General features: G+C 68.5%; 9 protein-coding genes. 6 read left to right on the top strand and 3 right to left on the bottom strand.

Translation table 11 applies throughout. The annotated features are described in order from the left end of the window. Positions 1-106: 106 nt before the first annotated feature. The 4 genes from chvE to ACIREE_RS23430 are packed head-to-tail and all read left to right on the top strand — an operon-like array spanning position 107 to position 5236. A complete protein-coding gene (gene chvE / locus ACIREE_RS23445) occupies positions 107-1213 on the top strand; it encodes a multiple monosaccharide ABC transporter substrate-binding protein (protein ID WP_404155359.1) in 1107 nt (368 codons plus the stop codon). 32 nt (positions 1214-1245) lie between these two features. After that, positions 1246-2805 (top strand): multiple monosaccharide ABC transporter ATP-binding protein, encoded by a 1560-nt coding sequence (gene mmsA / locus ACIREE_RS23440; RefSeq protein ID WP_404155357.1) that lies wholly within the window; start codon positions 1246-1248, stop codon positions 2803-2805. Continuing rightward, positions 2802-4037: a multiple monosaccharide ABC transporter permease gene (gene mmsB / locus ACIREE_RS23435; protein WP_404155354.1), complete on the top strand. Its 1236-nt coding sequence runs from the start codon at positions 2802-2804 to the stop codon at positions 4035-4037. The genes mmsA and mmsB overlap by 4 nt, the downstream gene beginning before the upstream one ends. A 47-nt stretch (positions 4038-4084) precedes the next feature. Further along, positions 4085-5236 (top strand): aldose epimerase family protein, encoded by a 1152-nt coding sequence (locus tag ACIREE_RS23430; RefSeq protein ID WP_404155351.1) that lies wholly within the window; start codon positions 4085-4087, stop codon positions 5234-5236. A gap of 98 nt (positions 5237-5334) precedes the next feature. On the opposite strand, the gene ACIREE_RS23425 is transcribed toward ACIREE_RS23430, so the two are convergent. Then, entirely contained in the window at positions 5335-5814 is a 480-nt protein-coding gene (locus ACIREE_RS23425) for an RrF2 family transcriptional regulator (RefSeq protein WP_404155348.1), read from the bottom strand. Continuing rightward, positions 5811-6737: a sulfite exporter TauE/SafE family protein gene (locus tag ACIREE_RS23420; protein ID WP_404155346.1), complete on the bottom strand. Its 927-nt coding sequence runs from the start codon at positions 6735-6737 to the stop codon at positions 5811-5813. The genes ACIREE_RS23425 and ACIREE_RS23420 overlap by 4 nt, the downstream gene beginning before the upstream one ends. A gap of 184 nt (positions 6738-6921) precedes the next feature. On the opposite strand from ACIREE_RS23420, the gene ACIREE_RS23415 reads away from it, so the two are divergent. Then, entirely contained in the window at positions 6922-11673 is a 4752-nt protein-coding gene (locus ACIREE_RS23415) for an RHS repeat-associated core domain-containing protein (protein ID WP_404155343.1), read from the top strand. 60 nt (positions 11674-11733) lie between these two features. Next, positions 11734-12195 carry a hypothetical protein gene (locus tag ACIREE_RS23410; RefSeq protein ID WP_404155340.1) on the top strand — a complete coding sequence of 154 codons (462 nt, stop codon included), beginning with the start codon at positions 11734-11736 and terminating at the stop codon, positions 12193-12195. A 47-nt stretch (positions 12196-12242) separates the two neighbouring features. On the opposite strand, the gene ACIREE_RS23405 is transcribed toward ACIREE_RS23410, so the two are convergent. After that, positions 12243-13748 (bottom strand): alpha-N-arabinofuranosidase, encoded by a 1506-nt coding sequence (locus tag ACIREE_RS23405; protein ID WP_404155337.1) that lies wholly within the window; start codon positions 13746-13748, stop codon positions 12243-12245. Positions 13749-13769: the final 21 nt, after the last annotated feature.

The following is a 13769-nucleotide window of genomic DNA, read 5'->3' as shown; positions in this document are numbered from 1 at the left end:
GGGCCGCGCACAATCCAACGCATCTCGCCTCGGTCAACTCGCGTTCCCCGCAGGTGACTTCGCTTCCCCGCCCCGAGCTCGTATTCACACATCAAGGATGATGACCATGCGAAACCGCCGAGCCGCACTCTCCGCGCTGGCCGCGACCGCGTCCCTCGCCCTCACCCTCTCGGCCTGCGGCCAGAGCAGCGACGGCGGCAGTGAGGAGAAGGCAGGCAGCGCCAAGGGCGGCACCGTCGGCGTCGCGATGCCGACCAAGTCGTCCGAACGCTGGATCTCCGACGGCAACAACGTTGTCAAGGAACTGCAGGCCAAGGGGTACAAGACCAAGCTGGTCTACGGGGAGGACGACCCCGACCAGCAGGTCTCGCAGATCGAGAACCTGATCACGCAGGGCGTCAAGGCGCTGATCGTGGCGGCCATCGACAACAAGTCGCTCACGAACGTGCTGCAGCAGGCACACGACGCGAAGATCCCGGTCATCGCCTACGACCGGCTGATCCTCGACTCGAAGAACGTCGACTACTACGCGTCCTTCGACAACACCAAGGTCGGTGAGCTGCAGGCCAGTTACATCGTCGACAAGCTCGGCCTGAAGGACGGCAAGGGCCCCTTCAACCTCGAGCTGTTCGCCGGTTCCAACGACGACAACAACACCAAGTACTTCTTCGGCGGCGCGATGAGCGTGCTCAAGCCGTACATCGACCAGAAGAAGCTGGTGATCCGCTCCGGTCAGACCGCGCTCAACCAGGTCACCACGCTGCGCTGGGACGGCGCCACCGCCCAGAAGCGGATGGACGACGTCCTCACCAAGTCGTACAAGAGCGAGAAGGTCGACGCGGTGCTCTCGCCGTACGACGGCATCTCCATCGGCATCCTGTCGGCGCTGAAGTCCGACAACTACGGCTCGTCGTCCAAGCCGCTGCCGGTGGTCACCGGCCAGGACGCCGAGCTGGCGTCGGTGAAGTCGATCGTCGCGGGACGGCAGACGCAGACCGTCTACAAGGACCTCCGCAAGCTGGCCAAGGTCGCCTCCGGCATGGTCGATGACTCGCTCAACGACAAGAAGCCCGAGGTCAACGACACCAAGACCTACGACAACGGCGCCAAGGTCGTCCCCGCCTACCTGCTGAAGCCGGTGAGCGTCGACAAGTCCAACTACAAGCAGATTCTGGTGGACGGCGGCTTCTACACCGAGGGCGACCTCAAGTAACCGCTCCCACCTAGTGATTGGAAGGCACGACCATGGCGGGACCCGTCCTGGAAATGCGCTCGATCGTCAAGACCTTTCCCGGTGTCAAAGCGCTGTCGGACGTCACGCTGACGGTCCGTCAGGGCGAGGTCCACGCCATCTGCGGGGAGAACGGTGCGGGAAAGTCCACCTTGATGAAGGTGCTCTCCGGCGTCCATCCGCACGGGAGTTACGAGGGCGAGATCCTCTTCGATGGAGAGGCCTGCCACTTCAAGGACATCCGGGCGAGCGAGCAGCGCGGCATCGTCATCATCCACCAGGAACTGGCCCTCGTGCCGTTCCTCTCCCTCGCCGAGAACATCTTCCTCGGCAACGAGCACGCCAAGCGCGGCTTCATCGACTGGACCGAGACCCTCAAGCACGCCAGCGCGCTGCTGCGCCGGGTGGGGCTCTCCGACCACCCGGAGACCCGCGTCTCCGACATCGGTGTGGGCAAGCAGCAGCTCGTGGAGATCGCCAAGGCGCTCTCCAAGAAGGTGAAGCTGCTCATCCTCGACGAGCCGACGGCGGCTCTCAACGACGAGGACAGCGGCAAACTCCTCGACCTGATCCTGGAGTTGAAGCAGCAGGGCATCACCTCGATCATCATTTCCCACAAGCTCAACGAGATCCGTCGCGTCGCCGACTCGGTGACGATCCTGCGGGACGGCCGGTCCATCGAGACGCTGGACGTGAAGGCCGCGGAGACGACCGAGGACCGGATCATCTCCGGCATGGTCGGCCGCGACCTCGACAACCGCTTCCCCGACCGCACTCCGCACCAGCCGGAGGAGGGCGCCGCGCCCGCCCTGGAGATCCGTAACTGGACCGTGCACCACCCGATCGACCAGCAGCGCAAGGTCGTCGACGATGTGTCGGTCCAGGTGCGGCGCGGCGAGATCGTCGGCATCGCGGGACTGATGGGCGCCGGCCGCACCGAGCTCGCGATGAGCGTCTTCGGGCGTACGTACGGGCGGCATGCGGGCGGCACGGTCCTCAAGGACGGCCAGGAGATCCGTACGAAGACCGTCGCGGAGGCGATCGGGCACGGCATCGCGTACGTCACCGAGGACCGCAAGCACTACGGCCTCAACCTCATCGACACGATCAACCGCAACATCTCGCTGACCGCCCTGAACAAGGTCTCGAAGCGCGGGGTCGTCGACGAGCACGAGGAGCGGCAGGTCGCCGAGGGCTACCGCAAGTCGATGAACATCAAGGCGCCGACGGTCTTCGAGCCGGTCGGCAAGCTCTCGGGCGGCAACCAGCAGAAGGTCGTCCTCAGCAAGTGGATCTTCGCGGGTCCCGATGTGCTGATCCTGGACGAGCCGACCCGCGGCATCGACGTGGGCGCCAAGTACGAGATCTACACGGTCATCGACCAACTGGCCGCCCAGGGCAAGGCGGTCGTCTTCATCTCCTCCGAGCTGCCGGAGCTGCTCGGCATGTGCGACCGCATCTACACCATGGCCGCCGGACGGCTCACCGGTGAGGTGGCGCGGGCCGACGCCACGCAGGAAGTGCTGATGCGTCAGATGACAAAAGACAAGACAGGCGAAGAGGTAACGCGATGAGCACCGATGTGACCGACAAGAGCCCGGCCACCGCGCCGCCGGGCGGTTCAGCGGACAGCGGTCTGCTGGGCCTGGTGCTGGACGGCCTGCGCCGCAACATGCGCCAGTACGGCATGCTGCTCGCGCTCGGCCTGATCGTCGTCCTGTTCGCCGTGTGGACCGACGGCGACCTGCTGCTGCCGCGCAACGTCTCGAACCTGGTGCTGCAGAACAGCTACATCCTGATCCTCGCGATCGGCATGATGCTGGTGATCATCGCGGGCCATATCGACCTCTCGGTCGGCTCGCTCACCGCGTTCACCGGCGCGTTCGCGGCCGTCCTGACCGTGCAGCACGGGATGGCGTGGCCGCTGGCGCTGGTGCTCTGCCTGGCCGTGGGCGCCGTGGCGGGTTCGCTCCAGGGCTTCATGATCGCCTACCTCGGCATACCCTCCTTCATCGTCACCCTCGCCGGAATGCTGCTGTTCCGCGGTCTGACGGAGATCCTCCTCAAGGGGCAGACGCTCGGCCCGTTCCCCGAGGGCATGGGGAAGATGGGCAACGGCTTCCTGCCGGAGGTCGGCCCGAACACCAACTACCACAACATCACGCTGCTGCTCGGCCTCGCCCTGATCGTCTTCGTGGTCATGCAGGAGGTGCGGGACCGGGGGCGCCAGAAGGAGTTCGCGCTCGAGGTCCCGCCGCGCAACCTGTTCCTGCTGAAGCTGGTCGCGATCATCGCCGCGATCCTCACCGTCACGATGCTGCTCGCCAGCTACGAGGGCGCGCCGATCGTGCTGCTCATCCTCGGTGTGCTGGTGGTCGGTTACGGCTACGTCATGCGCAACTCGATCTTCGGCCGGCACATCTACGCCATCGGCGGCAACCTGCCCGCGGCGAAGCTCTCCGGCGTCAAGGACAAGAAGGTCACCTTCGCGGTCTTCCTGAACATGGGCGTGCTCGCGGCCCTGGCGGGTCTGGTCGTGGCCGCCCGCCTGAACGCGGCCTCGCCGAAGGCCGGTCTCAACTTCGAGCTGGAGGCCATCGCCTCGTCCTTCATCGGCGGCGCGTCGATGAGCGGCGGTGTCGGCACCGTCCTCGGCGCGATCATCGGCGGCCTGGTCCTCGGTGTGCTCAACAACGGCATGAACCTGCTCAGCGTCGGCACCGACTGGCAGCAGGTCATCAAGGGGCTCGCGCTGCTCGCCGCGGTCGGCTTCGACGTATGGAACAAGCGCAAGTCCGGTTCGTAGATCCCGTTCGCAAGTCCGGTTCGTTGGTCGACCAGGGAGAGTCGTACATGGAACTGAGCAGACGCACGGTCATGGCATCGGCGGCGGCCGCAGGCGTCGCCGCCACCGCCCTCGGCGGCACGGCGCACGCCTCGGCGGGCAGGAAGCCGACGAAGGAGCTCTTCGGCAGACTGGCCGACGGCACGAAGATCCACCGGTGGTCCCTGACCAACGGCGGGACCCGCCTGAAGGTCCTCTCCTACGGCGGCATCGTGCAGTCCCTGGAGATCCCGGACCGGCGCGGCCGGTACGTGAACGTGTCCCTCGGCTACGACAACATCGAGGGATACGTCACCGGGACCACGTTCTTCGGATCGACCATCGGGCGGTACGGGAACCGCATCGCGAACGGCCGCTTCACCCTGGACGGCAAGGCGTACCAGCTCTCCGTGAACGACGGCGTCAACTCGCTGCACGGCGGGGCGAAGGGCTTCAACACCCGGGTGTGGGACGTGGAGCCGTTCACGTCCGGCTCCGACGTGGGCCTCGACCTGCACTACACATCGGTCGACGGTGAGATGGGCTACCCGGGCACGCTCAAGGTGAAGGTCACCTTCACTCTCACCGCGCGCGGCGACTGGCGCATCGACTACACGGCGACGACGGACAAGGCGACCGTCGTGAACCTCACCAACCACACCTACTACAACCTCGCGGGCGAGGGCAGCGGCGGCATCTACGATCACGAACTCACCCTCGCCGCGGCCCGGTACACGCCCACCGACACCGGTCTCATCCCGACGGGCGAGCTGGCGAAGGTGGCCGGGACACCCTTCGACTTCCGCTCCGGCAAGGCGATCGGCGACGACATCCGCGCCGGGCACCCGCAGCTGATCACCGCGAAGGGCTTCGATCACAACTGGGTGCTCGACAAGGGCATCACGCGCCGCCCCGTGCACTTCGCGACGCTGCGCGACCCGGGTTCCGGCCGCACCCTGAAGATCGCCACGGACCAGCCCGGCGTGCAGTTCTACTCGGGGAACTTCCTCGACGGAACGCTCGTCGGCCCGTCCGGCCGCACCTACCGGCAGGGCGACGGCCTGTGCCTGGAGACGCAGCACTTCCCGGACGCGCCGAACCAGCCGGCGTTCCCGTCGACGGTGCTGCGGCCCGGCGACACGTACCGCTCGACGACGGTGCACTCGTTCGGCACCTCCTGAGCAACAGCTTCTGAACGCCCCCGCCCGTATCCGTGATGGAGCTCAACACGGATACGGGCGGAGGCAGTTGATGAGCGCGGGCGGCGGCGGGGGCAGATTCAGGGGTTGCGCCAGGCCGCCGGGTCCTCGGCCAGTTCTCGCACGGGGGCCGGCAGCCGGTCGTGGGCGATGTCGGCGAGCGTGACGCCCTCCAGGATCTTGCGCACGTTGGCGCGCAGCGCCACCCAGAGCGGCAGCAGAGGCTCGGCCGGGCCCGAGTAGGTGAGCGCGTTGGGGCGCTCACCGCGTACCGAGACGATGGGCCCCTCCACGGCACGTACGACGTCGGCGACCGTGATCTCCGCGGCGGGTCTGGCCAGCAGGTATCCGCCGTTGCCGCCGCGCCGGCTGACGACGATGCCGCCGCGCCGCAGATCGCTGAGGATGCCCTCCAGGAACTTGTGCGGGATGTCCTGCGCGGCGGAGATCGCCTCGGCCTTGACCGGTTCGGCCTTGACCGGTTCGTCGCCGCAGTTCGTGCGGGCGGCGAGTTCCAGGCTGGCGCGGACCGCGTAGTCGGCGCGGGCTGAGATCCTCATGGGGTCATTGTCGGGGACCGCTCCGGCTCCGCGGCCCGCTCGGTGGCGGGGAGGGCGGCGTCGGCCCGCCGGGTGCGCAGGGTCACCGCGACGCCCACGGCCGCGATGGCGAGGCAGACCAGGACCAGCGAGATGCCGCCTACACCCCACATGGCCAGGCCCGAACCGGAGAGCAGGACCACCAGGGCCCAGCGCAGGGCGGGGCCCGAGACCCGGGTGGACAGCACGGCCCCGCACACGACACCGGGGATCGCGCCGATCAGCAGGGTTCCGGCGAGGCCGAGGGAGACGTCGCCGACCAGGAAGTGGCCGAGGGCGGCGGCGCCGACCAGCGGGACGGCCTGTACGAGGTCGGTGCCGACCAGGTGGTTCGCCTTGAGCCGGGGGTGGGCGAGCATCAGCATCACGATGATCAGGGAGCCGGAGCCGACCGAGGTCATCCCGACCACGAGCCCGCCGACCAGGCCGATCAGCAGCGTGGCCACGGGCCTGACCCGTACGTCGGCGTCCTCGGCGGCGCCCGGTCCGAGGCCGCGACGCCGGTCGAGCCACATTCTGGCGATCATGCCGGTCACGGCGAGCAGCAGGGCGCCGCCGATGACGTACTTGACCCGGGTCTGGAGCTCCTCTCCGTCCCCGAAGGCCTGGAGGAGCAGGGCCCCGGCGAAGGCGGCCGGCATGGCGGTGGGGAGCAGCCAGCGGACGATGTCCCAGCGGATCGTGCCCGCCTTCTGGTGCACGGCGGCGCCGAAGGGCTTCATGAACAGGGACGTCGCCAGGTCGCTGCCGATGGCGGCGGTGGGGTTGACCCCGAAGAACATGACCATGATCGGGGTCATCAGGGCGCCACCGCCCATACCGGTGAGGCCCACGGCGAGCCCGACCAGGGCGCCGGCGACGACGATCGTCCATGAGAAGTCCATGGCGACCACTGTGCCTACGTTCCCTATGGGAAAGATATGAAATGACTCGAGATCTCGGATGACGGACGCTGCGCGGCAGGCAGGGCCGCCGCCCCCTTCGTCAACTGTGACCCGGCCGGAACATCTGTTTCGGTAAGGTTCGAACGTTTCGAGTGCGCCGTTCGACTTCACGGGGGATACAGGGATGGGCTACACGATTCCGGGCTGGCTGGACGACGTGCTGGACTTCATCGGGATCAACTTCCCGAATGTCGACGAGGACGACTATCGCGAAATGGCCACGGCCATGCGCGAGTTCGCGGAGCAGTTCGAGGGACACGGCGGCGACGCCCACAAGGCGGTCTCCCGCATCCTGTCCTCCTCGGAGGGCTGGGCGGTCGACTCGTTCGAGAAGCACTGGAACCAGGTGAAGACCAGTCACCTGGAGAAACTTCCCGAGCTGGCACGGCTGTTCGCGGACGCCTGCGACATCCTCGCGGACATCATCTTCGGGATGAAGACCAAGGCCGAGATCGAACTGGGCGTGATGGCAGCGTCGGTGGGGATCTCGGCGGGCCTGGCCGTGGTCACCGGTGGTCTGTCCGCGCTGATCGGCGCCGGCGAGGTCGCGGCGATGCGGCAGGTCGTCAAGCGGATCATCGACGAGGCCGTGGACCGGATCGTCGACGAGGTCCTGGCGAAGATCACCGAGCCGATCAACGCCAAGCTGGAGGCGATGGTCGAGGACATGGTGCTCGATCTGGCCGAGGGCGCGTTCTCGATGCCGGCCGCCGACGGCAGCGGTGGTGGGGGTGGCGGCGGCGGGCACGACGGCAAGGGCGGGATGCACATCGCCTCGGCCGGCGGATCGGGCGGCTCCGAGGGTGGCGGGGGCGCGCAGAAGCGGACCCGCATCGATCACACCGAGTTCGAGGACGGCGCGGGCAAGGTCTCCAAGCACGGCAGCGAACTGCACCTGGCGTCCTCCACGTCATTGGGCAAGGCGCGGGGCGCGTTCGGCCGCAGCAAGGGCCGCGACCCGTTCACGCAGGCCTTCGACAGTGTGCTGCACGGTGCGCTCAAGGGCTCGGAGAAGGCGCTCGGCAAGGTCGCCAAGCACATCACGGAGACCCTGCCGGACCGGGCGAAGGCGACTTCCCGGCTGCACAAGGACAAGGACCACGGCGTCCGGGACAAGGTCGAGGCCATCGTCGGCGGCAAGAAGGGTGATGAGGGACGCGGCGTACGTACCCGCATCAACGAAGCGGTCAAGCGTCTTCCGGCCTCCACCCGCGACGCTCTGAACAAGGCCCGCGAGAAGGCGATAGCCCTGGCACAGCGCCGTTGCAAGACCGACCCCGTCGACATCGCCAGCGGCGAGATGGTGCTCGGCCAGACCGATCTGAGCCTGCCGGGGGTGCTGCCCCTCGTATTGCAGCGCACCCACATATCCGGCTACGGCTACGGCCACAGCTTCGGGCCGAGCTGGGCCTCCACCCTGGACGAGCGGCTTGAGCTCACGGGCACCGGCGCGATCTGGGCACGGTCCGACGGCTCGCTGCTCGCCTACCCGCACCTGCCGCGCGAGGAGGGCGAGGCGGTGCTGCCGCTGGAGGGCGCCCGGATAGCCCTCACCTTCGTGGAGCGGTCGGCCCTGGGCGACATCACCTACGCCACGGCGGATCCGCGTTCGGGCCTGATCCACCGCTTCACCGGCAATCCGTACTCCTCCGGCAGCCTGTACTGGCTGACCGACGTCGAGGACCGCAACGGCAACGCCTTGCAGTTCACCCGCGACGCCGAGGGTCTGCCCTCCGCGGTCCTGCACGAGGGCGGCTACCGCGTGCGCGTCACCCGCGACGCGGAACTCGGCCGGGTGACCGCCCTGGAGGTCGAGACTCAGGACGGGCCGGTGCGGGTCGCCTCGTTCGCCTACGACGAGGCCCGTGAACTGGTCGGCGTCTCGGGCGCGCGCGACGTGCCGCTGCGGTTCACGTACGACGACGAGCACCGCGTGACGTCCTGGACCGACCGCAACGGCCACACCTACAGCTATGTGTACGACGCCGCGGGCCGGGTCGTGGAGACCGCCGGCCCCGATGGCGCGCTCTCCTCGCGCTTCGCCTACGACCTCGCCGCCCGCGAGACCCGCTTCACGGACTCGACCGGCGCGGTCACCGTCACCCGCTTCAACCAGCTCGGCCAGACGCTCAGCGAGACCGACCCGCTCGGCCACACGGTGCGCTTCGAGTGGGACCGCTACGACAACCTGCTCTCCCGCACCGACGAGTTGGGGCAGACGGCCCGGTTCACGTACGACGACGCGGGCAACCTGAGCACCGTCCACTACCCGGACGGGCGGCAGGCCTCGACCACGTACAACGCGCTGCATCTGCCGGAGACGATCACAGGCCCGGACGGCACCGTGTGGCGCCAGACCTTCGACGAGCGCGGCAATCGCACCGGGATGATCGCGCCCGACGGCACCGCAACCACGTTCACGTACGACGCGGCGGGCGCGCCCGCCACCGTCACGTTCCCGACCGGCTCGACGGAGACCCGCTCCAACGACCAGGCGGGCCTGGTCCTTTCGGTCTCCGACGGACACGGCGCCCGGTACACGGTGCTCCGCGACTCCTTCGGGCGGCCCCGCGAGTGCACCGACCCGGACGGCTCCGTCACCCGCCTGGAATGGACGGCGGACGGCTGGCTCACCGGGCGCACCGCGCCCGACGGGGCGAGCGAGCACTGGACGTACGACGAGGAGGGCAACTGCCTCACCCACACCGACCCCATGAGCGGCGTCACGCGCTTCGAGTACACGTGGTTCGACCTTCTCGCGGCCCGCACGGGCCGGGACGGGGCGCGGTACGAGTTCACGTACGACAGCGAGTTGCGGATCAGCGAGGTGCTCAACCCGCAGGGTCTGTCCTGGAGTTACCGATACGGCGCCACGGGCCTGACCGACTCGGAGACCGACTTCGACGGGCGCTCGACACGATACGAGTACGACGCCGCGGGCCGCCTCGTCGCGCGGACGACCCCGCTCGGGCAGCGCATCGCCTTCACCTTCGACGCGGTGGGGAACGTGGTGGAGAAGGACGCCGCCGGTGCGCTCACCCGTTACACGTACGACGCGGATGACCAGCTGCTCACCGCGGTGTCGCCGACATCCTCGCTCGCCCTGGAGCGCGATGTGATGGGCCGGCTGCTCGCCGAGACCGTCGACGGGCGCAGCATGCGCTACGGCTACGACGCGCACGGCGAACTGGTCTCGCGTACGACACCGACCGGTGCCGCCACGTCGTACACCTACGATGCCGCGGGCAACCGGGTGCGCGTGGACCTCGCCGGCCATCCGGTGGCCCTGGACCACGACACGCTGGGCCGCGAGACCTGTCGCACGCTGGGACCCGCGGACGCACCCGTGACGCTCGCCTCCCGGTGGGACGTGACCGGCCGTCTCGCCGCCCGGTCGGTGGCGACGCCCCGCGGCACTCTGCGGGACCGCTCCTACAGCTACCGTGCCGACGGGTTCCTGTCCCGTGTCACGGAGGGGCAGGGCGGTACTGACCTGCACTTCGAGCTGGACGCGGTGGGCCGTCCGCTCGGCGTCACCGCCGGTGGCTGGTCGGAGCGCTACGCCTACGACGCCGCCGGGAACCAGACCGACGCCCGGTGGCCGGACCGCGCCCGGTCCACGGAGAGCCGTGGCGAGCGGACCTATGAGGGCACTCGGCTGCTCGGCGGGGACGGCTTCCGTTACGAGTACGACGCTGCCGGACGCGTGGTGCTGCGCCAGAAACGGCGGCTCTCCCGCAAGCCCGACACCTGGCGTTACATCTGGGACGCGGAGGACCGTCTGGTCTCGTGCACCACGCCCGACGGCACCGTTTGGCGCTACGCCTATGACGCGCTGGGCCGGCGCACCGCCAAGCACCGCATGGCGGCCGACGGGCATTCCGTGGCGGCCACGGTGCGCTTCAGCTGGGAGGGCACTCAGGTCGCCGAGGAGAGCGACTCGACGACCGGTGTGACATTGACCTGGGAGTACGAGGGTGTCCAGCCGATGTCCCAGCTGGAGCGCAGAATTTCCGCAGACGCAGACGCAGACGCAGACGCAGATCCCGGCCCCCGCCCCGACGCCGAACAGCGCGAGGTGGACAGCCGGTTCTTCGCCATAGTCACCGACATCATCGGTACCCCGACCGAACTCGTCGGCGAACAGGGCGACATCGCCTGGTACAAGCGGTCCACGGTCTGGGGCATCACCACGCGCAACCGCGACGCCCAGGCGCACACACCGCTGCGCTTCCCCGGCCAGTACGCCGACCCGGAGACGGGCCTGCACTACAACCTGAACCGGCACTACGACCCGGAGACGGCCCGCTACATGTCGGCCGACCCGTTCGGACTCGTGCCGGCGCCCAATCCGGCCGCGTACGTGGTCAACCCCTGCACGTTCATGGACCCCGAAGGGCTGGTCGCCAAGGGGTGCACGCAGGAGAGCGGCTGGTACGGCGGGCTGCTGCCCGCGAACAAGAAGGCCGACGGGACGAAGTATCCGCAGGCCATGGAGGTCAACCACATCCCGGCCAAGTCGGCGTACAAGGACGTCATCGAGCCCGGGTTCTACTTCGCGAACAAGCCGCACAAGAAGCAGAAGGTCAACAACGGCCCGGCCATCCGTATGGAGCGGGACCACCACGAAAAGCTCTACAGCACGGGTTACTCCCTGCAGTCCCAGGCGTGGCAGCAGTACCAGCGCGAGCTGATCAACTCAGGGCGTATCACCGAAGCCATGCGCATGGACATCGACGACATCAAGCGGCGCTTCCCCGGCACGTACGATCAGCACATCAAGGACATGGTCGGCAGCTTGAAGGACAACAAGCCCCTCCAGGACATGCTCACGAAGCGAGGATGGAGCATCGACGAGAGCGCCCTGCTCGCGTGAGGTGCCGGCGCACGTGATCGAGGGGCGTCGAGGGGCGTCGAGGGAAACGAGGGACTGGGTATGGAACTGGAACTGCTGCCGCAGGTCGGCGTCGGGCCGCTGCGGCTCGGCATGTCGGTGGAGGAAGCGCGCGGCGCGGTCCAGGAGTGGGGGCTCCTGCGGGTCGCGTCGAGTGACCCGGAACCGGGGCAGATCACGCTCAAGCACGACGACTCCGAGCTGAACGTCGTCCTCGGCTTCACCAAGGGCGCGCTGAGCGGGGTGGAGCTGTTCCGGTTCCTGGACGAGGACGCCGACGTACAGGTGCTGCTCGACGGCCTCGATGTCTTCCGCACCCCGAGCGAGGACCTCTTCGAGCAGCTCGCGGAGCGGGGTCACACGATCACCGAGAACGACCTCGGCTTCGACGCCCTGCCGGAGCTGAAGGTCATCCTCGCCAACCAGAGCAGCTACGAATACCCGGTGGACGAGGACGGGGACCCCCTCTACTACGACTACGTGCGGGTCGCGGACCAGATCTGATCCGGTGCGTCGCCCCCGGTTGGGGGCGACGCACCGGTCCGCCCGGATCAGCCGAGCCGGATCACGTTCCACGACAGCGGCTCGAGGGATGACGTCAGCGTGCCGTCCTCCAGCACCGTCCCGGCCCCCGCGTGGGGCTTCACCCGCTCCGGCTCCGTGAGCGTGTTCCGGGCGTCCGGGTCGGTGTCGGAGAGCACCGAGTGTTCGGTGACCGAGGTCAAGTCCAGGCCGTGCAGGGCCACTTCGAGCGGCAGCGGCTCCGTCTGGCTGCGGTTCACCGCGAAGACCGTGACCGTGCCGTCCTCCGCCCGGACCGCCGTCGCGTGCAGCAGGTCCGCGGTGCCGTGGCGCTTCGTGTCGTACGTCGGGCCTGCCACCCGGACGTCGAGGACCTCGCCGCGGCCGTACTTCGAGGCCTGCGCGAACGGGTAGAACGTCGTCTGACGCCAGGCCGGGCCGCCGGGCTCCGTCATGATCGGGGCGATGACGTTGACCAGCTGGGCGAGGCAGGCGACCGTGACGCGGTCCGCGTGACGGAGCAGGGCGATGAGGAGCGAGCCGAAGACGACGGCGTCGGTGACCGAGTAGACGTCCTCCAGGAGGCGCGGCGCCTCGGGCCAGTCGAGGGCGGAGACCTGGGCCTCGGTGCGGGACATGTACCAGACGTTCCACTCGTCGAAGGAGAGGTTGATCTTCTTCTTCGACTTGAGGCGGGCGCCCACGTGGTCGCAGGTCGCGACGACGTTCTCGATGAACGACTCCATGTCGACCGCAGAGGCGAGGAAGGAGTCGCGGTCGCCGTCGTGCTCTTCGTAGTAGGCGTGCAGTGATACCGCGTCCACCAGGTCGTACGTCTCCGCCAGGACCTTCGCCTCCCACTCGGCGAACGTGTCCATGCTCTGGCCCGAACTGCCGCACGCGACCAGCTCGACGTCCTTGTCGATCTGGCGCATCGCGCGGGCCGTCTCGGCGGCGATCCGCCCGTACTCCTCGGCCGTCTTGTGGCCGGTCTGCCAGGGGCCGTCCATCTCGTTGCCCAGGCACCACAGCCGGATACCGAAGGGGTCCTTGTCGCCGTGGGCGATGCGGAGGTCCGAGAGGGCCGTGCCCTGCGGGTGGTTGGCGTACTCCTGGAGTTCGATGGCCTCGGCGACGCCGCGCGTGCCCAGGTTCACCGCCATCATCGGCTCGGCCTGCGGGCCGATCTTCTTCAGGAACGCGATGTACTCGGACAGCCCGAAGCGGTTCGACTCCGTCGTGCGCCAGGCCAGGTCGAGGCGGCGCGGACGCTCCTCGACCGGGCCCACCGAGTCCTCCCACTTGTAGCCCGAGACGAAGTTGCCGCCCGGGTAGCGGATCGCCGTGACGCCCAACTCCCGTACGAGGTCGAGCACATCGGTGCGCAGGCCCGACTCGTCCGCCGCCGGGTGGCCCGGCTCGTGGATGCCGGTGTAGACGCATCGGCCGAGGTGCTCCACGAAGGAGCCGAAGAGCCGGGGGTTGACCTGGCCCACGGTGAACGCCGGGTCGAGGGTGAAGCGTGCGGTGCGCAATGGTTCCCTTTCACTGGGTCG

Source organism: Streptomyces sp. NPDC102467, from assembly GCF_044765445.1.
In the GTDB taxonomy this organism is placed as follows: domain Bacteria; phylum Actinomycetota; class Actinomycetes; order Streptomycetales; family Streptomycetaceae; genus Streptomyces.
The sequence above is the reverse complement of the archived record's forward strand: the minus strand, read 5'-3'. Positions and strand labels throughout refer to the sequence as shown.